This is a genomic window from Salinimicrobium sp. WS361 (assembly GCF_050750585.1).
Lineage (GTDB): Bacteria > Bacteroidota > Bacteroidia > Flavobacteriales > Flavobacteriaceae > Salinimicrobium.
The window spans coordinates 76,039-96,435 of the sequence record NZ_JBOJLM010000010.1 but is presented as its reverse complement, the minus strand read 5'-3'; the positions used below and the strand labels follow the sequence as shown (position 1 = coordinate 96,435).

The following is a 20,397-nucleotide window of genomic DNA, read 5'->3' as shown; positions in this document are numbered from 1 at the left end:
AGATGAAAACCAGAATTTTAACGGCAGCATTCGCTATGTTTACTGTCGTATCATTTGCCCAAAAGAAGGAAATCAAGCGAGCCGGTAAAGCGGTTGAGAAAGGAGAATATCAGGAAGCTAAGAATTACCTTCAGCAGGCAGAAGCACAGTTAGCTAGCGCTGACGAAGATGAAAAAGCTGATTTCTACCTTTACAGAGGATATGCATTGGTAGGAAACGGAGAAAATGTGGCTACTGCCGACTTAATGGCAGCTTCTGAAGCAATGAAAAAAGCTAAGGAACTTGGTCATGATGAGGCAGAGCAGGGAATGGCTGCAGTAAGTAATGCCCTGGTAAATGCAGCTATTTCAGACCAAAATGCTCAAAATTTTTCAGATGCATCCAAAAAACTGGAGACGAGCTTTAGAATGAGTAATCGTGACACCGTATATCTTTATTATGCAGCTTCTAATGCTGTAAATGCACAAGATTACGATGAAGCTTTAAGATATTATAAGGAGCTTCAGGATCTAGGTTTTACAGGAGAAGAAACTATCTATACAGCTGTAAACAAAGAAACCGGGGAGGAAGAGAGAATGGCTTCTAAAGAGCAGAGAGACCTTTTTGTAAAATCTGGTAATTACATCAATCCTCAGGATAAGAAAGAGGAATCTAAAGAAGGAGAGATCGCTAAGAACATTGCCTTAATCTACATTGAAAAAGGTGACAATGAAAAGGCGGTTGCGGCAATGGAAAGAGCCAAACAGGCAAATCCTAATGATGCAAGCCTTATGCAGGCAGAAGCAGACATGTACTACAGAATGGGGGACATGGCAAAATACCGTGAAATTCTTGAAGAAGTTGTAAGTCAAAATCCAAATGATGCCACTCTATATTACAACATGGGAGTAAGTTCAGCAGAACTTGGAGAAAAAGAACGTGCTGTAGAATACTACAAAAAAGCTCTTGAAATTGATCCTGAAATGAACAATGCCAGAATCAACATTGCTTTTGTAATTCTTTCTAAAGAAGCTCCTTTAGTAGAAGAGATGAATAGTCTTGGTATGAGTAAGGCAGATCAAAAGAAGTATGATGAGCTTGCTAAAGAGCGTCAGCAAATCTATAGAGACGCACTTCCACACCTTCAAAAGGTAATGGACAGAGATGCCGATAACATTGAAGCTGCCAGAACGATAATGAATATCCACTATCAGTTAAATGAAACTGAAAAAGCAGAAGAAATGAAAGCTAAGATCGCAGAACTTGAAGCTTCAAGCGCAGCAGCTCCAAAGCAGTAAACACATATTAATTTTATAAAAAAAGCCCGTTCATTTTTTGAACGGGCTTTTTTTATATGATCTTTTTTATCACTCTAAGCTTATGGGTGTGCCGGCGTAGTTCAGCGTTGTAGATCCCCGAGTGGTCTATACGATCAAGTCGTACCTTGCCGTCTACATGTATAATGTAATTGTCTCTCATCATAATGCCCACGTGATTAATAGAACCGTCGGGGCTGTCGAAAAATGCCAGGTCACCTGGTTCACTCTCTTCTATAAAACTAAGAGACTCTCCCTGCTGTGCCTGTTGGGCAGCATTTCGTGAAAGTTTATAGCCGTTAAGCTTGTATACCATTTGGGTGAAACCACTGGAATCAATGCCCATAGGACTTTTTCCGCCCCACAGGAAGGGTGCATTGAGGTACAAAAAGGCAGTTTCTATCAGTTTTTCTTTCGGCTGGGCTTTTGTAGCAACCGCACCCGAATGCTCGTGTTTCATTAGGGTAACTGCATTGAGAACAGAGCCAATAGGTATTGGAACAAGTTGTCCTTCGCCTGTCACAAACTCCATAAGATCTGCTGAAAGTTGAAGTTCTTCTCCTTCCAGTTTCTCAAAGTCAGGTTGAGAGATCTTTAGCAGTTGTTTATTATCGATCCAGGCCTCAAGGTCTTCAAAAGAAGTGCGTATTCTTGACCATTTTCCTCTTTCTTCCAGTAACTTAAAGGTTTCCCCGTATAGCAGCTGACTAACCATTTCGGCGGTGTGTGCAGGTTCTGCTCTTAGCGGAACCGTACCTAAAATACAAATGGCATATTGCATCAAAAAGGTGCTTTCTAACCTAAATTATTGTGGACGTTCAATGACTATTGCCGAAGCACCACCACCACCGTTACAAATGGCCGCAGCACCTATTCTGGCATTGTTTTGCTCCAGAACACTTAGCAGCGTGATTATGATTCTCACACCAGAGCAACCAAGGGGATGACCTAAGGAAACGGCACCACCATTTACATTCGTATTCGTATCGGTTAAGCCCAATATTTTCATGTTGGCCAACCCTACTACAGAGAATGCTTCATTGAACTCGAAAAAGTCAACTTCTTCCTGAGAAATGTTGGCTTTTTTAAGAGCTCTTGGTAAAGCTATAGCGGGAGCAGTGGTAAATTTCTCCGGGTCCTGTGCGGCATCTGCGAATCCTTTAATGCTGGCAAGGATCTTTAGGCCCAGTTCTTCGGCTTTCTCACGGCTCATTAGAACCACAGCACCGGCACCATCGTTTATAGTAGAAGCGTTTGCAGCTGTAACCGTACCTTCTTTAGAAAAAGCAGGGCGTAAGGATGCAAGTTTATCCATTTTTACATTCTTGTATTCTTCATCCTCCTTCACAATTATCGGATCTCCTTTTCGTTGGGGAACTTCTACGGGCACCACTTCATTGTCAAACTTGCCTTCTTCCCACGCTTTTGCAGATCTTTGATAAGATTGTGCAGCAAATTTATCCTGGTCTTCTCTCGAAAATTCATGTTCTATGGCACAGTTATCTGCACAAACTCCCATAGCAAGCTGGTTGTAAGCATCCATAAGTCCGTCTTTTTGCAAGCCGTCAATCATAGTGGCTGGTCCAAATTTCTGACCATTTCTCAGGTGAAGGTAGTGAGGGATCATGCTCATATTTTCCATTCCCCCGGCAACTATGATGTCAGCGTCTCCAAGGGCGATAGATTGTACACCCTGCATTACTGCTTTCATACCGCTGGCACAAACTTTATTTACCGTAGTACATGGTACAGAATGAGGAATACCGGCGCCCAATGCAGCCTGTCTTGCAGGAGCCTGACCCAGGCCTGCCTGTACTACATTTCCCATGAGGACTTCGTCTACCATTTCAGGTTTCAGGTTGATCTTTTCCAGGGCTCCTTTAATGGCTGTTGATCCCAGTTTAGTTGCGAGAACTGTTGATAAGCTACCCAAAAAACTACCTATTGGAGTTCGTGCAGCGCTTACTATGACTACTTCCTTATTCATGGTTTAGCGGATTAAGATTTTACTTTTTGCGAATTTAATCATTTTATAAGGAAGAAACCAACGGGTTCTCTACAGCCAGCTTTTTTTAGTACTTTTGATAAGAGATAGCCCGGAATGAAATCATTTATAAACAGTCTTTATAAAAATCAGGATCTTTTTTACAAAGTTTTCTTATTTCTACTTACCACCTTCATCATTGTGTACATGTTTCCAAAAGGTGGAAAATTTAAATACGAGATCCCTAAAGGGAAACCATGGCAGTATGAGAACCTGTATGCCCCTTTCGATTTTGCAATTTTAAAGGCCCCCGACGAACTTGCTGCAGAAAAGGAGGAGATCAACAAGACTCACATTCCTTACTACGATTACAATGCTGAAGTTGTCTCGCAGGTTGAGGCAAGCCTGGATGAGCAGTTTGTTCGAATATTTCCCGACACCCTCACCCGGAGAGAAAATATGCGACTTCAGAATTTTATTCAGAATACTTTTGAAGAGATCTATGATGCCGGGGTGCTGCAGGAGATCGTTCCGCTAAGCCCAGATCAATTGGTTTACCTTCGGGAAGGGAATGAAGTCACCGAGGTTACCTATAAAAGCATTATAAAACAGAACCAGTTGAGGGACTTTCTCAACAAGAAAATAGATAAGGTGCAGCTGCAAAATTATCGGGAGGAGTTGATTGGGTTGTTTTTTGACAGCGTGAAACCCAACGTCACTTACAATGAAGCGCTAACTCAAAGTGACCTTGAAAGCAGGTACAACCAGATTTCATATACCCGCGGAAATGTTGAACGGGGGACAATCATTGTTGCGAAAGGAGAAGTGGTAGAGGGAGACAAACTGCAGGTACTCAATTCTCTTAAAGCCGAATATGAATCGCAGGTGTGGAGCGAGGCCAACTACAATTGGGTGATTGTGGGATATACTTTGCTTGTCTTTCTCGCTTTACTCATGTTAATGCTGTTCATTCGAAAATATCGGTATGACATCTTTCAGAACAATATAAAAGTGACCTTCATTTTCTTTAATGTCACGCTCATGGTGCTGCTTACCGTATTGGTGATAAGGTTTAATGTAGCTTATGTCTACGTGGTACCTTTGTGTGTACTGCCGCTTACCATTAAAGGCTTCTTTGATTCAAGACTTGGCTTGTTTACCCATGTTATTACTGTATTGCTACTCGGGTTCATTGTGCCGGATAGTTATGAATACATGTTCCTTCAAATAATTGCAGGTATAGTCACGATTCTTACGGTTTCAGAACTTTATAAAAGAGCTAATTTATTTATTACAGTAGGGCAAATTACCCTCGTGTATATTGTCTCTTATTTTGCCTTTACCATAATTCAGGAAGGTTCGATCTATGAAGTAGAACCCGAAACTTTTCTCATGTTCCTGCTTGGAGGTTTGGCAACCCTTTTTGTGCAGCCGCTAATCTATGCTTATGAAAAAATATTCGGATTAATTTCTGATATGTCGTTGCTCGAATTGTCAGATACCAATTCTAAATTGCTGAAAGAACTTTCCGATAAGGCTCCAGGTACTTTTCATCACTCGCTCAATGTCGCTAATCTCGCAGAGGCAGCGGCAAATGAGATAAATGCGAATGCCATGCTGGTGAGGGTAGGAGCGTTATATCACGACATTGGTAAAATGCGAAATCCAACGTATTTTACAGAGAACCAAACTACATCGGTAAATTCTCATGATGAACTTTCCCCTAAAGAAAGTGCAGAAATTATCATTGAACACGTAATTAACGGGATAGAGGTTGCCAAAAAAAGGAACCTTCCCGACAGGGTTATTGACTTTATTCGAACCCATCACGGCACAACCACGGTCTATTATTTTTTAAAGAAAGCCATGGAAAATGACCAGCACGTGAATGAAGATGATTACAGGTATCCCGGTCCAATGCCATTTAGTAAAGAGACTGCTATCCTTATGATGTGCGACAGTGTTGAAGCTGCCAGCAGAAGTATCAAGGAACCTACGGCCAATATGATCGATGAGTTTGTAGAAAGGATCATCAACAAACAAATGGAAGATGGCCAGTTCCTCAATTCAAATATTACCTTTATGGAAATTCAGCAGGTAAAAAAGGTGCTAAAGCGCAAGCTGAAAAATATCTACCATCTAAGGATAGAGTACCCGGAGTAGGTTTTACCACACCTTTACAATATTCACTTCGCCGTCTCTAAAGCTGAAGGAATCTCCTGCTTTTTTACCTTCCATTTCCTTATAAATAGGGGAATCTGTAGAGATTGCGTAGACTTTACTACCACTCTCCATATCCAGCTCTCCAAGAGGGACAGATACAAAGTAGTAGTTGTTTTCGGTTTCCACCACACTACCGGGTCTAACCACTTCGCTGCGATGGTCCCTATCCAGGTTCGCAAGCGTTTCTTTCATGCTGCGCACCCGGTCAAGATAGGCTGCGTTTTTCTCATATTCGGTCAGCATTTCTCCTTTGTTTCCGTATTCGTCAAAATCGGGATGAAACTTATGCTGCTCGTTCTGGCCGCTAATGGTATTCATTTTCTCATTATACTGGTCAATTTTATCATTGACCTGGTCCAGACATTTATTAAATAATTCTTCTTTGTTAATGCTCATTTTTTTCTCGTTTTGCTTAAAATTAGCCAACGTGATATTCAAAAAAGAACAATTAGCAAAAGTTTAATAGTTACAATTAATACGGAATCCGCTTATACCGCCGGCAGTTTATCGAGCAGCTGTATATTGCTTTGCAACCTGTTTTTCACCAGATCCATCATCCTTTTGTTGAGTGCCGATGAATTAGTAATGTAGTAGCTGTACTCTTTAATAGTGAATTGTCCTATGACCATTCCTTTTAAGCTGTTGCGGAATTTCATATCCTTCTGAATAGCATTTTCTATATAAGCCATTCTTTTTTCTATGCTCATGTCGTAAAACACATTCTTGTGTTTTTGCACGTAATTCCTGAAGGCTTCCAGCAGCAGGTCATTTTGCAGCATGATCACCGGGCGCAAAGTGAGGTTTTGGAACTGCTCATCGGGCAGGGTTGAAGCATTTACGACTGCCGATTCTATATGTGGCCTTAGTTGGAGAAGGAGTTCATCACGTTCTTTCATAGCTATGGTTTTGTTTAAAGATAGCGAAAGTCAGGGCTGCTTCCCGGGCCGCCCTTTATGAATTATAAACCTGTTGTAAACAATTTGATCATCAGTTAAAGTCTTTTTAATAATTTCTTCTGGCGATACGTTCTTCTTACCTTTAAAAAAAAGCCATTTATATGATCCTTTCAAAAAATCCATATACGGGGGAAACCCTGCAAGAACATAAAGAATCAACTTCTGAAGATATCGACAAGGCCCTTGAAAAGGCCACTACAGTATTTGAGGAGTGGAGAACAACTTCTTTTTCATTTCGGTCAAAGCTTATGCTGAAGGCTTCCGAAGAACTTAAAAAAAATAAGCAGGAATATGCCGAAACAATCACCAAAGAAATGGGAAAACCCATTAAACAGGCTATTGCTGAAGTAGAAAAGTGCGCCTGGGTGTGCGAATATTATTCTGAAAACGCCGAAGCACAACTTGCTCCTGAAACTATAGAAACTGATGCCGAAAAAAGCTACATCAATTACGCGCCTTTAGGAGTGATTATGGCAATCATGCCCTGGAATTACCCTTTTTGGCAGGTATTCAGGTTTGCGGCTCCGGCTTTAATGGCGGGGAATGTGGGGGTGCTTAAACACGCCAGTAATGTAATGATGTGCGGGAAGAATATCGAAAAAGTATTTATAAGAGCAGGTTTTCCTGAAGGTTGTTTCCAGAATCTCACCATTGGAAGTAAAAAAGTGGAGGAAGTGGTGAAAGATAAAAGAGTAAAAGCAGTTACCCTTACAGGCAGTGAAGGTGCCGGAGGCAGTGTTGCAGCTATAGCAGGAAAAGAGATTAAAAAATCGGTACTCGAACTGGGTGGGAGCAATGCCCTGGTAGTTTTTGATGATGCCGATTTGGAAGAAACCGTTAAAACCTGCGTACAGGCAAGGTTTCAAAATACCGGACAGAGCTGTATAGCCGGAAAACGCCTTTTGCTGCATAAAAATATTGCTGAAAAGTTCACTGAAATGTTCCTCAAAGAGGTTAAGGAATTAAAAGCGGGAGATCCTATAGATGAAGATACTTTTATTGGCGTACAGGCTAGGGAAGACCTGGCGAAGGACCTGGAAAAGCAGGTAAATGATTCCGTTGAAATGGGCGCGAAGATCCTCACGGGTGGGGTGCGAAAAAAGGCATTTTACGCACCTACTGTTTTGAAAGATGTGACCCCTGAAATGCCGGTTTTTAAAGAGGAAACTTTTGGGCCAGCCATAGGGATTACCACTTTTAGATCTGATGAAGAAGCCGTAAAACTTATAAATTCGACTCAATTTGGCCTGGGCGTGTCCCTCTTTACCAAAAGCCGGGAAAAAGCTGAAAATCTTATTCCGAAAATAGAAGATGGGGCAGTGTTTGTCAATGAGCTGGTGAAAAGTGATCCGCGTTTACCTTTTGGAGGTACCAAAAAATCGGGTTATGGCCGGGAATTGTCAAAATTTGGCATCAGAGAGTTTATGAATATCCAGACAGTGTATTTTAAGTAAGAAATATGGCAAGGCAGAATATATCAGTTACAACAGATAGTGTGATTTTTTTTAGAAATAATAATCAGCCGAAAGTACTGCTGGTTAAGCGGAAAAAAGATCCTTTTAAGGACCAGTGGGCGCTTCCGGGAGGCTTTCTTGAAGATGAGGAACCACTGGAGATTGGTGCCAAAAGAGAGCTTGCAGAAGAGACAGGCCTAAAAGTGAGAAATCTGAAACAGCTCAAGGCTTTTGGAACCCCCGGAAGAGATCCCAGGGGCAGGACGATTAGTATTCCGTTTTGGGGCGAGGTAACTTCCGAAGAAAAAGTAGAGGGAAGTGATGATGCCGCCGATGCACGCTGGTTTTCTCTGAATGATCTACCCGAATTGGCTTTTGATCATTCCGAAATTCTGGAGCTTGCACGGGAGGCTTATTTGGGGCAAAATGATTAACTTTATTGCCCTTAAAAAAATGAGTTCCCTATGAGATTTCACACCCGAAAATGGATTAAACCACAAGACCTTAACCCCAATGGTACCCTGTTTGGTGGCCGCTTATTAGAATGGATAGACGAGGAAGCTGCGCTTTACTCTATCATACAGCTGGAGAATTCCCGCACCGTTACCAAGTTTATAAGTGAAATTGATTTCAAAAGCTCTGCCCGGGAAGGGGATATTATTGAAATAGGAATGGATGTGGTAAAATTTGGTACTGCTTCCATAACCCTTCGCTGTGAGGTCCGTAATAAAATGACCCGCGAAGTGATCATTACGATAGACAGAATTGTTATGGTTTCCCTTGATGAAAACGGAAAGGCAAAACCTCACGGAAAGACAAAGATCGAATACGTGAAAGACCGACTGAAAGATTAGTCGGTTTCCGACATAAAACTAAAAACAGCCAAGATTCAGCAGTTTTCAATACTGTGGCTAGTGCTGTTTTTTTTTGCTTTTATTTTAGCGTTTTAAACTCTCACTTTTAAAAAAATCCTTCCGAAGAAGTGTGGTAAAAACCTTATTTGGACTGCAGGGGTTTAAGAGCTTTCAGGATATCGTCACCTGAAGGAGATTCGAATAATTGCAAATCAAAATAAGGAATGGCAGCTATAAGGTGATCAAAGATATCGGCTGTAATAGCTTCATAAAACTCCCATCTCTTGTCTTCGCTAAAGCAGTAAATTTCAATAGGAATTCCCTGAGTTGTAGGTGGAAGATGCCTTACCATCATGGTCATTTCCTTGTGTATCTTTGGATGTGCTTTTAAGTAGGAGAGGGCGTATTGCCTGAAAACACCCAGGTTGGTTTGATGTCTTCCATTGATAAGGTGCTTTTTATCTACTCCCAACTTGCTATTATAAGCGTTGATCTCTTCCTGCCTTTCGTGTATGTATGGGGCAATCAAATCAAACTCCTGGAACCTAGCCAGATCTTCATCATTAATAAACCGTATGGAGTTTTGTTTAATATTAAGGGAACGTTTGATGCGCCGCCCGGGAGATTCCTGCATTCCGCGCCAGTTGTGGAAAGAATCAGAAATCAGGTTATAGGTAGGAATGGTGGTGTAGGTATTGTCCCAGTTTTGGACTCTAACGGTGGCGAGATTGATTTCGGTCACAAAACCATCGGCTCCATATTTACTGAAGGTTATCCAGTCACCAATGCGCACAATATCGTTAACCGAAACCTGTATGGAGGCGATAAATCCAAGAATGGTGTCTTTGAAAATAAACAGGATAATGGCTGAAGCCGCTCCTAACGAAATAAGAAAACCGACAACAGATTTTCCAGTAAGTTCCGAGAACATGAATATGATCCCTATAGACCAGAAAAATATGATAAGAATCTGTGCGTAACTCTCTATAGGCTTGTCGTGGTAACGCTCATGCCTTTTCATATAATTCGTAGTGGTACGAACCAGACTTCTTCCAATAAATACAGTAAGAAAAATAATATAGATGTCTACCAGCTTTTCGAATACAGAGAGCAGCTTGGGGTAATCTTCAAATACTACAGGCACCGTAAGGATGAGCAGCAAAAGCGGGAAGATGTTGCTTATATACCTCGGAAAATTGCTTTTTACAAGATAATCATCAAAGGTGGTTACGGTCTTATTCGTAAATCTTTGAAATGAGGTAAGCACCAGCTTCTTGGTGATGTAATGCATAACATACCAAAGAACACCTACTATGGCAATGTTGATAAGCATGTTCAGGAAATGAGCGACATCTACGTCCATTCCCTGTTCAATAAAGTAGTTCGCTAAAAAGTTACCCAGTTCCCTTGTTTGTTCCTTCATCCTCTAGAGATATTTCTTCTCTACATAAAAAGGGCCCAGGGGCAACACAGAACTAAGGCAAACAATGAGCAAAGTTTTTGTCTTCCACTGTAAAGGTTTGAATAGTAGTAAAGCTCCAAAGATATAGGCTACAAATAATAAACCGTGGGCCATTCCCACAATACGCACCATTTCTGGCGCTTCCCAAATGTACTTTAAAGGCATGGCGATGAGTAAAAGGACCAGAAAGGAAACCCCTTCAAAAATGCTTATCCACTTAAATATTTTTACTTGTGATTCTAATGACATAGCTGTGCTTTTTTCAAGTTGCAAATATACCTTAAAAGGTCTTAAAATAAGGCTGAAAATTCTTAATTTCTTTGCCTATAGGCTCCTGCTGAAGCTCCTGTCCTTTGATTGTTAATCACATATTAGCAGTATGTAAAAGACATAACATTTTAGGTCGTGGCCTCTCAATTTTAGTGGTTAATTTCTTAATTTGCGGGATACTCAGAAATAGTAAAAATGAATAAAAAAATACTGGTCACCGGTGGATTGGGTTTTATAGGATCCCATACGGTGGTTGCACTTCAGGAAAGAGGTTTTGATGTAGTAATTATAGATAATCTTTCAAACTCCTCAATCGAGGTCCTGGGTGGCATAACGAAGATCACCCGAATTTCTCCGGAATTTGAAAATCTGGATCTGCGGGACAAACAATCAGTTAATAATTTTTTTGAAAAATATCAGGACATAGACGGCGTCATACATTTCGCTGCTTCTAAGGCTGTGGGAGAAAGTGTTCAGAATCCCTTGCTTTATTACGAAAATAATCTCAATTCTTTAATTTATCTCTTGCAGCAGTTGAAGGAAAAGGAGGCGCCAAAATTCATCTTTAGTTCTTCCTGTACTGTTTATGGCCAGGCAGATGAATTACCTATTACTGAAAACGCCCCTGTTAAAAAAGCAGAATCGCCTTACGGAAATACCAAGCAGATAGGAGAAGAGATCATTTTTGACACCTGTAGTGCGGTACCGCATTTAAAAGCAATTTCTTTGCGATATTTCAATCCCATAGGAGCCCATCATTCTGCCAATATTGGAGAGCTGCCTATAGGAACACCTCAAAACCTGGTGCCGTATATCACTCAAACTGCAGCCGGAAAAAGAGAGCAACTTTCCATTTTTGGTAATGATTATCCTACACCAGATGGTACCTGCATCAGGGATTATATTCATGTAATGGATCTTGCCAGAGCTCACGTAATCGCCCTGGAACGGCTTTTAGATAACGAGCAGGAAAATAATTACGAGGTCTTTAATCTTGGCACCGGAAAAGGAAATTCTGTTTTAGAAGCTGTACAGGCTTTCGAAAAAGTTTCAGGAAAAAAATTGCCTTATACCTTTGTTGATAGGAGGGAAGGGGATATCGTTGCTGCTTATGCCGATACTACCAAAGCTAACAGAGTGCTAAACTGGACAGCAGAATTTAATATTGAAGATGCTATGGAAAGTGCCTGGAAATGGCAGCAGAAGCTAGAGGAGAAGAATTAGAAAAAGTAAACTGTCTAAAATATAAGCTTAAAGGCTAATTCAAACTTTGTGTGTACTTTCCTGAAGGAAAGTTCTAGAACCCAATCTCTCACATTGAGCTCATAAGGGATTTACATTTTAGACAGTTTTATATGCTTCAGTTAGTTTACAATAAACGCATGAATAACTCCGGGTAACCAACCTATTAATGTCAGGATAATGCTTATCAAAAGAGCTGTTCCTACTCCATGGTTCAAATAAACGGCTAAAGGAGGTAAAAGGATATTCAAAATGATTGTCAGCATGATTCTTTTTTTATTGGTTATACAACCAAATTAATGATAATTTATTAAAATTTATTCGCATACTTTTGGTTTAGCTTCAATTTAACATGCAGATAATTAATGTCTTAAGACCTCTATAAAATGGATCTTAAATAGCAGAGGGCTGCTAACTTCATTCCGCAGACCCAAATAAAAAGTTCATCGGGAAAAGGCTATCTTCGCAAAAAAATAAAGCAATGACATTTAAGGACCTGGGAGTATCAGAAGACATTATTAAAGGCTTGAAAGAGATGGGAATTATAAACCCAACAAAGATCCAGGAAGCTGCAATCCCGATATTAACCGAAGGAGAGGTAGACTTCGTGGGACAGGCGCAGACAGGCACAGGTAAAACTGCAGCCTTTGGTTTGCCTATTCTCGCACAGGTTGATCCTGCCAAAGATGAAATACAGGCCTTAATACTTGCACCAACCAGAGAATTGGGACAGCAAATTGCCAGACAGCTTTTCAAATTCACCAAGTACTCCGATAAAGTTTTTACTGAAGCTGTTTACGGTGGGGAGAAAATAGATATTCAAATTTCCAGGCTTAACCGCCCCACTCAAATTGTAGTGGCTACACCCGGTAGGTTGATTGACCTTATGAAGCGTAAAGCTATTGATATTAGAAAGGTAAAGACCCTGGTGCTTGATGAGGCAGATGAAATGCTGAGCATGGGCTTTAAAAAAGATCTTACCGAAATATTAGAAGGTACCTATTCACAGGAAAGAAATGTATGGCTTTTCTCGGCTACCATGCCGCATGAACTTAATGAGATCATTAATAAATACGTCAAAAAGAATGCCCGTAAGGTGAGCATTGATAAAGAGGATGCTGTAAACACTGGAATTGAACACCAATTTGTGGCCGGTGATGATAACAGTAAACTTGACACGCTTGCTTACTTTCTTAAAAGTCAGGGGAAAAAACGGGGAATTATTTTCACAAAAACAAAAACCGCTGCCAGAACGCTTTCAAAACAGTTGACCGCTAAAAATTACGAAGTCGGATTACTTGAAGGCGATATGCTTCAGAAAGACCGGGACAAAGTAATGAGAGCTTTTAAGGGAAAAAACCTGAGGCTATTGGTTTCTACCGATGTTGCTGCCAGGGGTATTGATGTTGCAAATCTTGCTTTTGTGGTGCACTATCAACTGCCAGATCAAACCGATTACTACACTCACCGTAGTGGCCGTACTGCAAGAGCTGGAAATACAGGGTTATCACTCGCCCTTGTTAATCAATATGAGCTTAAAAAGCTCCGCCAGATGGAAAGGGAATTAAATATAAAATTTACTCAGATTCGCTAATTAGAGAAGGTCGCAGCTTTCTTTATCAAGTTCGGTCTCTATGGTGTAATGGTCAAAATGATACTCCTGGAGCACATTTTTCACCGCCCGCTTCACATCCAGTAACTGCTGGAATTTACTGATATCTTCCAGTTTTATGTGGGTGGTAAATACATGATCTGTGCCTTCAAGCGACCATACATGCATGTGATGTAGGGAAGCAATATGTGGAATAGCCTGAATTTTATTTTCGATTTCCTCAAGATTGATTTCTTTTGGAACGCCCTGTAAAAAAATAAACAGGGTCTCCTTAAGTCGCTTAAAAACGTTGTATAGAATGAAAACGGTTATTAGCAGCGATAGGGCAGGATCAAGATAAGGGGTCTCGTAAAAATGCAGTACTATAGATACAATAAGAACTGCTACCCACCCCAGTACATCTTCTATGAGGTGCCAGGAAACCACTTTCTCATTCATAGAAGAACCTTTTGAAAGTTTCCAGGCTGCAAGGCCATTAACAGCAACTCCAACCAGGGCAAAGACCAGCATCCCGGTAGCATCAGAATATTCAGGATTTATAAGGCGGTCAATAGCTTCAGATATTACATATATTGAACCACCAATAAGTACAAGGCTGTTAATTAATGCACCTAAGAGAGAAAAGCGTTTATAGCCAAAACTGAACCTGTTATTTCGGCCCTGTCTCGATTTGTTTTGCAGATACCAGGAGCTGCCAAGGGAAATAGTGTCTCCAAGATCGTGGACAGCATCTGAGATAATGGCCACACTGTTTACGTAAAATCCTCCAATGAGTTCAAAAACAGTAAAGGCGGCATTGAGAAAAAAAGCGAATTTTATATTCTTACTTGATCCGTGGTGGTGATCGTGACCCATAAAAAATCCCGTTTTGTCTCTCAAAAATACGGGATTTTAAAAGGATTTTGGAGCGTTGCTCCTTATATTTTATACAATCTTAAAGATCACAAGCGCATAACCGTAGAATCTTATGAATCTCAAGAGGCCAAATAATAAGTAGTACCTGAATTTGTAATTGATAATCCCTGCGGCCACACTGGTGATAGAAAATGGAATGGGTAAAAGAGCTCCTACAACAATAAGAAATCCGCCCCATTTTTCAGTATTCTTGATGTGTTTAGACATTTTAGTCTCCATGGCCTCATGTACTGCCGGGATCTTGGTGATTGCCTTACCCATCCAGTAAGAAATGATTCCGCCTAAATAAGAAGCCAGGGCCAACAAACTGAGATAAGTAATTGGCATAGCCGATTTTCCTGACCATGCTATAAAAAGTTCAGGGGGAACCAGTCCAAGAAAAATAGATTCAGAAGCCAAAAAAACCGCCAGTATCCCAACAGGAGAATAGGTTTCGGTAACCGTAACCAAAATGCTGTTGATGTTGATTACATACTCGTTTATTGCAAAAAGAGCAGCAAGAAAAAGTAGGACCGGTAAAATGGCCTTTTTGAGACTATTGCCTACAAACTTGTAGAATCCTGTGTAACTATAATATTGGTGAAGTAATTTCCAGCGTGGTTTTTTATTCAAGACAACCTCATTTTTCTTTTTCATATTCAACTTCTTCATTAAATAGCTCTTTATTGATAATCTTTTCAATTATTGAGCCAATCCAACAAAACGAAAGGTTAATTCTCTTCAGCGTAGGCAATCAAACTATTACTGTATTCCCGCAATTCAATAGCGTTAATTTTATTCTTGGCTTCTGCCATTAGAGACAACAGGTAATCCAGGCTCTCGGCAGGATCGAAACTTTCGTTGCTGGGAGTTTCTTCTTCAAAACCTTCAACAGGTTCGTCATCAGGAATTGGAATGTCAAAGGTGTTGTGCGCTTCAATGTGCTCATAAGTAAGCCTTATCACCTTAGCCAGTAGCGGGCTTTTTTCCTCAACAGCATATGGCCGCAACTCCTTTAAATCTTCAACTATAGTATTAGTAATAATACCATTGCGCATAAGGTCGCGCTGTATTTTATTCAGAAGTTTTTGTGCCTTAGGATTTTCCAACGATTACAGTATTTTATGAATAATTAAACTAAATTTTCCAAAAAGCCGCTATTTTAGGTCTCTTCGGAAAGGTGGCAAAGATAATTGATTCTGCGTGTAATTTGTGTTAGTAATTTTAAAGATTTTTCTCTTAGAAGTTAAAATTTGTTTTTCTGCCCTTCTTCGGAAGAATTAACAAAGTCTTAAAAGCTTTGTGTTCTCATTTACTTCACATATTTGGTAGCTTTAGGCTGAATAAAATTAAATACAATGAATAATTTAGAAAATAAAGTAGCTTTCGTTACTGGCGGAAGCAAAGGAATTGGATACGGGATTGCAGCTGCTCTTTCTGCTATGGGCGTAAAAGTAGGGATTACCAGCAGACATAAAGAAGAAGCAGAATCGGCCGCAAAAGAAATTACCAAAAACGGAAAAGCCGAAGTGATTGGAATTGAAGCCGATGTACGAAGCTTTGAGAGTCAGCAAGTGGCCATAAAACAGGTAACCGACAAATGGGGGCAACTGGACGTTGTGGTAGCTAATGCCGGAGTAGGACATTTTGGCTCTATAGAAGATCTCACTCCCGAGCAGTGGCAACAAACTATTGATACAAATTTAACCGGGGTCTTCTACAGCTTAAAAGCTTCTATTCCCGAACTCAAGAAAAGCAAGGGATACGTTTTTACGATCTCCAGCCTGGCGGGAACAAATTTCTTTGCCGGGGGTTCTGCCTACAATGCAAGTAAATTTGGGGTAACAGGATTCACTCAGGCTGCTATGCTCGATCTTCGGAATTACGAAATCAAGGTAACTACCATTATGCCTGGTTCTGTAGCTACACATTTTAATGATCACAACCCGGGAGATGAAGATGCCTGGAAAATTCAGAAAGAAGATATTGGAGAATTAGTTGTAGACCTGTTGAAAATGAACCAAAGGGCTTTACCTAGTAAAATAGAGATTAGGCCAACAACGCCACCTAAAAAATAACAGGAAGAAAAATATAAGTATCAAAAAAGGAGGTTTAAACCTCCTTTTTTGCTGTCTTAAGTTGTACTGATTGTGCCAGGTCTATCACTTTATCGGCAATTCCCAGCCAGGCTTCTTCCTGTAGAAAGTGCCGGGATCTTAAGGTATGGACCTCTTTTAGCCCCGCCACTTTTTTGATTTCCTCGCCATAGGTTTCCAGCTGCAACGCCGGATCTTTTGCACCCCAGATTGCCTGTACAGGATATTCTTTAGTTTGAACAGCTTTATAGCACAGGTCACGAAACTCCTTGGAATGATCAAAGTTCCTCATGATCTTTAAAAAGGCTTTTCCATTGTCCTCCCTTTTTAGAAGATCTACATAGGCGTTTATTTCAGAAGTACTTATGCGTGAAGAATTCACCACGCCCATTTGTTTAAACATTACAGGCCAGGTGACATGGCTTATCATTTTAAGCTCTGCTTCTCCCAGCACCCTTTTTTCAAAAGGCCTCATTACTACCGGTTTCTTGAAGTTCACCACATCTACCCAGGTATTGAGAACAGTGAGGGACATGATGCGATTGGCATGTCTAGCAGCAAGTGCAAAACCTATTGGCCCTCCCACATCGTGAACCACGAGATGAAACTTTTTAAGCTTAAGGACTTTGGCAGCTTTATAAAGAAAATCGGCCAGGTTAGAAAAAGAGTAATCAAAATTATCAGGTCTGTCTGTTAATCCCAGTCCCGGCATGTCTATGCTTACTCCTTTGTAACCTTTCTTCTCCAGAGACCTTAGTACCTTTCTATATAAAAAAGATGAAGTAGGAACTCCGTGAAGGCAAAGAACAGGTTCGCCCCGGCCGTATTTTAATGCAAAGGTTTTTATTCCGTCTACATCAAAATACTTTCCGGAAGCTTCATGCTCTTTGATTACTTCGTCAACAGATTTTTCTTTTTGAGCCATAGGCTACTTTTATTTTTGAAGCATGTTCAGGAGTTCTCGGGCTGCTTTTTCAGAAGAAGCCGGGTTTTGTCCGGTTATAAGTTTGCCGTCTACCAGCACGTAAGAACTCCAGTCGCCACCTTTGCTGTAGTCTGCTCCCAACTGATTCATTTTATCTTCAACAAGAAAAGGAACTACATTAGTAAGGCCCACTGCATCTTCTTCAGAATTTGCAAAGCCGGTAACTTTTTTACCTCTTACTAAAGGGTTTTTGTGATCTTCAACATTTGCAAGTACGCCGGGGGCATGACAAACAAAAGCCATAGGTTTCATTTGCTCGTTAAAAGCTTCAATAAGGGCAATCGACTTTAGATCATTCGCAAGGTCCCAAAGCGGACCGTGACCACCTGGATAAAATACTGCGTCAAATTCTTTAGCGTCAACGTCTTCCAGTTTTTTTGTAAGTGAAAACTTTTTTTGAAGGTCATCGTCTTTATCAAAACGTTTTGTGGCTTCGGTTTGCGCGTCTTCGGTAGTACTTGATGGATCAATAGGAGGCTGGCCCCCTTTTGGCGAAGCAAGGGTGATCTCGGCACCGGCATCTGCAAGTACATAATAAGGTGCAGCAAATTCTTCTACCCAAAATCCTGTTTTTTTACCTGTGTCTCCCAATTTATCATGAGAAGTCAAAACCATTAAAATCTTCATAGTTCTTTTTTTAATTTAAGTTTGGAATGGCCTGTCAATTCGGCCTTTTTGATGGATCTTAAAATTACAACGCACGGGGGCTAAAGCCAAAGCTGAGATACTAATTAAAGGTTAAATTCTTCATGGGGTCATCATTTTATTCAATTTTGCTGCGTCTGCTTTGGTAAAGCATGTAATTTTGCAGAAACTTCACTTCTTTTGAATCTTTACAGGCAACTGCAGTCCTTTTTTACACTTTTGAAGACGGGCGAATTCTCTAAAGGAATCCGGTTTGCTGTTGCAGCTATCGTACCCTTACTGGTCACCTCCCAAATGGGGGAAATAAAAATAGGGATCGCCATGGCAGTTGGGGTGCTACTCACTTCTCCCAGTGACGTGCCGGGAAGTTTGAGGCGCCGGGTGATAGGTGTTTCTCTATCTATTGCTATTGCCGTAGCTGCCACCATTCTCACAGGCCTCTCTCTGGCATACCCTGTCTTTTTTATTGTTGTACTGGTATTGCAGATCTTTCATTACTCCATGATCTCGGTCTTTGGGTTCAGGGCTTCGCTCATTGCGTTCTCGGGATTATTTGCAGTGGTGTTAAGTATGACCCAGGTCACTGCGGAAGGAAGTATTCTCCTCCACGCATTTTGGATTGGGATGGGTGGTGTATGGTATCTTCTATTTTCGCTTTTCTTCCATTATTTATTGCAGAGACGGGAAACGGACCAGCTTCTAAGAGATGTCTTTGAACTTACAGCTCAATACCTGGAGAAGCGTTCCCATCTTATGAGCGTGACAGATGAAAAGCGGGAGCAGGCTGAAAAAGAGCTTTTTGCATTGCAAACCTCCATTAATGAAAAGCACGAGATTATTCGGGAACTTGTTATAACACGAAGAAAGAATTTTGGGCGATCGGAAATGGTGAGAAAAAGGCTGCTCATCTTTATGGAGCTGGTTGATATTTTGGAACTGGGAATGGCACATCCTGTAAATTTTTCCAGAATGAGAGCCTTATTTGTTTCTCATGAAGATAAGATCCAGCACATTCAGGAATGGAGCCTGGTAATGGCTGCTCATTTAAGGATTCTTGGGCAGACACCTCAAAACAAATTTCTAAACCTTGAAGAAGGTGAGTTATTAATTAAAAGAAGACAAGCCTGGAAAGCCTATAAAGAATTTGAGGCTTCGGCCAATAAATCAACCGATGCTGAAGCTTTACTCGTTTACCGAAACTTCCTGAATTTTAAGGAAAAACAGCATCAAAAATTACTTTCCTTAATGAGGCTTATGAAAGAGTGGAAAGGTGATGAAAAGCTAAAGCTTGGAAGGAAAGATGCTGCCAAATTTCTCACCACTCCAGATTATAACTTCAAAACGCTTCAGGATAATCTAGACTTCAAGTCTCCAATATTTCGACATTCCCTGCGGTTGACGGTTGTTATGGCTTTGGGTTATGTAATTGGGGAATTCTTTGCAGTACAAAACGCCTACTGGATCTTATTGACCACCCTGGTTATTATGCGCCCTGGCTATGCACTCACTCAGGAAAGGTTTAAACACCGGCTTTATGGTACCCTCATTGGTGGTGCTGTGGCTATATCTCTGGTCTTCTTTATAAGAAATCAAACCGTCTATGCTATCCTTGCGGTAATAAGTCTGGTGCTTGCACATTCTATGATACAGCGCAATTACAAGACTGCAGCGGCTTTTATTACACTTAATGTTATTTTTGTCTACAGCCTTTTAAAACCGAATGTTCTTGAAGTAATTGAGTTTAGGGTACTGGATACAGTAGTGGGAGCTGGGCTGGCATTTTTGGGAGCCAAGTTTCTTTGGCCTACATGGGAGTATACACTTATTCAGAATTTTATAAGAGAAAGTATAAAGGCAAACCTTTCCTTTCTTAAAGAAGTAGAAGCTTTTTATAATCATAAATCTGCCTTGCCTGCATCTTACCGCCTCGCAAGAAAAAAAGCTTTTTTGGCGATGGGAGATTTAAATGCCGCTTTTCAACGCATGGCGCAGGAGCCAAAGACAGAAAAAAAACATCTTGAGGAAATCTTCAGGATCGTATCACTCAACCAGGAATTTCTTTCAGCTACAGTTTCTCTGGGTACGTTTATACGATCTCATCCCACTACAAAGGCTTCAGCTCATTTTGCCAACTATTTATCGGCTATCAAAGCTAATTTACAGGCTTCAGTAAAAAATGATGAGGCTCAAAAAGAAGATCTTTCAGAAGAGATTGACAGGGCAGCTACATTCTATGAAAATCTATACCAGGAGCTACTTGATCTTGAGAAAGATGAAAGCGTTGAGAAAGAAGGCGTACGTGAGAAATTACAGGAAGTTCATATTCTTACAGACAGGCTCAAATGGTTATTGGAGATGAGTGAAGGGCTTCAAAAAGCCAGGTGTGTGAAAACATAAAGCCACCCTTTTGAGGTGGCCTAAAAAA

At 40.7% G+C, this 20,397-nt stretch carries 21 protein-coding genes; 9 read left to right on the top strand and 12 right to left on the bottom strand.

What is annotated here, in order from left to right; genetic code table 11:
- Positions 1-2: 2 nt before the first annotated feature.
- On the top strand, positions 3-1,277 hold the full coding sequence (locus ACQ93I_RS11570) for a tetratricopeptide repeat protein (protein WP_431698675.1): 1,275 nt from the start codon (positions 3-5) through the stop codon (positions 1,275-1,277).
- 52 nt (positions 1,278-1,329) lie between these two features.
- Here ACQ93I_RS11570 and ACQ93I_RS11565 read toward each other — a convergent pair whose 3' ends face one another.
- The gene (locus ACQ93I_RS11565; RefSeq protein WP_431698674.1) at positions 1,330-2,076 is read right to left on the bottom strand and encodes an NlpC/P60 family protein; all 747 of its coding nucleotides are present in this window, start codon (positions 2,074-2,076) and stop codon (positions 1,330-1,332) included.
- Positions 2,077-2,100: 24 nt separating this feature from the next.
- Positions 2,101-3,282, bottom strand: a complete 1,182-nt coding sequence (locus ACQ93I_RS11560; RefSeq protein ID WP_431698673.1) for an acetyl-CoA C-acyltransferase — start codon at positions 3,280-3,282, stop codon at positions 2,101-2,103.
- Positions 3,283-3,396: 114 nt separating this feature from the next.
- Between ACQ93I_RS11560 and ACQ93I_RS11555 the strand changes: the two genes are divergently transcribed.
- The gene (locus ACQ93I_RS11555) at positions 3,397-5,442 is read left to right on the top strand and encodes an HD family phosphohydrolase (RefSeq protein WP_431698672.1); all 2,046 of its coding nucleotides are present in this window, start codon (positions 3,397-3,399) and stop codon (positions 5,440-5,442) included.
- A gap of 3 nt (positions 5,443-5,445) precedes the next feature.
- Here ACQ93I_RS11555 and ACQ93I_RS11550 read toward each other — a convergent pair whose 3' ends face one another.
- Complete coding sequence (locus tag ACQ93I_RS11550; protein ID WP_431698671.1) at positions 5,446-5,898, bottom strand: transcription elongation factor; 453 nt, start codon at positions 5,896-5,898, stop codon at positions 5,446-5,448.
- A 92-nt stretch (positions 5,899-5,990) separates the two neighbouring features.
- Positions 5,991-6,398, bottom strand: coding sequence for a glyoxalase (locus tag ACQ93I_RS11545; RefSeq protein WP_431698670.1), 408 nt, complete (start codon positions 6,396-6,398; stop codon positions 5,991-5,993).
- A gap of 161 nt (positions 6,399-6,559) precedes the next feature.
- On the opposite strand from ACQ93I_RS11545, the gene ACQ93I_RS11540 reads away from it, so the two are divergent.
- The 3 genes from ACQ93I_RS11540 to ACQ93I_RS11530 are packed head-to-tail and all read left to right on the top strand — an operon-like array spanning position 6,560 to position 8,766.
- A complete protein-coding gene (locus tag ACQ93I_RS11540; protein WP_431698669.1) occupies positions 6,560-7,912 on the top strand; it encodes an NAD-dependent succinate-semialdehyde dehydrogenase in 1,353 nt (450 codons plus the stop codon).
- Between the two features lie 5 nt (positions 7,913-7,917).
- A complete protein-coding gene (locus ACQ93I_RS11535; RefSeq protein WP_431698668.1) occupies positions 7,918-8,346 on the top strand; it encodes an NUDIX domain-containing protein in 429 nt (142 codons plus the stop codon).
- A 30-nt stretch (positions 8,347-8,376) separates the two neighbouring features.
- Positions 8,377-8,766, top strand: coding sequence for an acyl-CoA thioesterase (locus ACQ93I_RS11530; protein WP_431698667.1), 390 nt, complete (start codon positions 8,377-8,379; stop codon positions 8,764-8,766).
- 142 nt (positions 8,767-8,908) lie between these two features.
- On the opposite strand, the gene ACQ93I_RS11525 is transcribed toward ACQ93I_RS11530, so the two are convergent.
- Together ACQ93I_RS11525 and ACQ93I_RS11520 are read right to left on the bottom strand one after the other, a co-directional pair.
- A complete protein-coding gene (locus ACQ93I_RS11525) occupies positions 8,909-10,189 on the bottom strand; it encodes a mechanosensitive ion channel family protein (protein WP_431698666.1) in 1,281 nt (426 codons plus the stop codon).
- Between the two features lie 3 nt (positions 10,190-10,192).
- Entirely contained in the window at positions 10,193-10,477 is a 285-nt protein-coding gene (locus ACQ93I_RS11520) for a DUF3817 domain-containing protein (RefSeq protein ID WP_266068575.1), read from the bottom strand.
- Between the two features lie 216 nt (positions 10,478-10,693).
- Here ACQ93I_RS11520 and galE point away from each other — a divergent pair, with 216 nt between their 5' ends.
- A complete protein-coding gene (galE, locus tag ACQ93I_RS11515) occupies positions 10,694-11,722 on the top strand; it encodes a UDP-glucose 4-epimerase GalE (protein WP_431698665.1) in 1,029 nt (342 codons plus the stop codon).
- A gap of 140 nt (positions 11,723-11,862) precedes the next feature.
- Here the strand turns inward: galE and ACQ93I_RS11510 are convergent, their stop codons facing one another.
- The gene (locus ACQ93I_RS11510; RefSeq protein WP_431698664.1) at positions 11,863-12,006 is read right to left on the bottom strand and encodes a YqaE/Pmp3 family membrane protein; all 144 of its coding nucleotides are present in this window, start codon (positions 12,004-12,006) and stop codon (positions 11,863-11,865) included.
- A gap of 215 nt (positions 12,007-12,221) precedes the next feature.
- Between ACQ93I_RS11510 and ACQ93I_RS11505 the strand changes: the two genes are divergently transcribed.
- Positions 12,222-13,334 (top strand): DEAD/DEAH box helicase, encoded by a 1,113-nt coding sequence (locus ACQ93I_RS11505; RefSeq protein WP_431698663.1) that lies wholly within the window; start codon positions 12,222-12,224, stop codon positions 13,332-13,334.
- Here the strand turns inward: ACQ93I_RS11505 and ACQ93I_RS11500 are convergent, their stop codons facing one another.
- The 3 genes from ACQ93I_RS11500 to ACQ93I_RS11490 are packed head-to-tail and all read right to left on the bottom strand — an operon-like array spanning position 13,335 to position 15,355.
- Complete coding sequence (locus ACQ93I_RS11500) at positions 13,335-14,231, bottom strand: cation diffusion facilitator family transporter (RefSeq protein ID WP_431698662.1); 897 nt, start codon at positions 14,229-14,231, stop codon at positions 13,335-13,337. It abuts the gene before it with no gap.
- Positions 14,232-14,276: 45 nt separating this feature from the next.
- A complete protein-coding gene (locus ACQ93I_RS11495) occupies positions 14,277-14,918 on the bottom strand; it encodes a YqaA family protein (protein WP_431698661.1) in 642 nt (213 codons plus the stop codon).
- A gap of 59 nt (positions 14,919-14,977) precedes the next feature.
- Positions 14,978-15,355, bottom strand: coding sequence for a hypothetical protein (locus ACQ93I_RS11490; RefSeq protein WP_431698660.1), 378 nt, complete (start codon positions 15,353-15,355; stop codon positions 14,978-14,980).
- A gap of 249 nt (positions 15,356-15,604) precedes the next feature.
- On the opposite strand from ACQ93I_RS11490, the gene ACQ93I_RS11485 reads away from it, so the two are divergent.
- On the top strand, positions 15,605-16,324 hold the full coding sequence (locus ACQ93I_RS11485) for an SDR family oxidoreductase (protein WP_431698659.1): 720 nt from the start codon (positions 15,605-15,607) through the stop codon (positions 16,322-16,324).
- Between the two features lie 34 nt (positions 16,325-16,358).
- On the opposite strand, the gene ACQ93I_RS11480 is transcribed toward ACQ93I_RS11485, so the two are convergent.
- Positions 16,359-17,267: an alpha/beta fold hydrolase gene (locus ACQ93I_RS11480; protein WP_431698658.1), complete on the bottom strand. Its 909-nt coding sequence runs from the start codon at positions 17,265-17,267 to the stop codon at positions 16,359-16,361.
- A gap of 9 nt (positions 17,268-17,276) precedes the next feature.
- Positions 17,277-17,954 carry a type 1 glutamine amidotransferase domain-containing protein gene (locus ACQ93I_RS11475; RefSeq protein ID WP_431698657.1) on the bottom strand — a complete coding sequence of 226 codons (678 nt, stop codon included), beginning with the start codon at positions 17,952-17,954 and terminating at the stop codon, positions 17,277-17,279.
- Between the two features lie 198 nt (positions 17,955-18,152).
- Between ACQ93I_RS11475 and ACQ93I_RS11470 the strand changes: the two genes are divergently transcribed.
- On the top strand, positions 18,153-20,369 hold the full coding sequence (locus ACQ93I_RS11470; protein WP_431698656.1) for an FUSC family membrane protein: 2,217 nt from the start codon (positions 18,153-18,155) through the stop codon (positions 20,367-20,369).
- Positions 20,370-20,397: the final 28 nt, after the last annotated feature.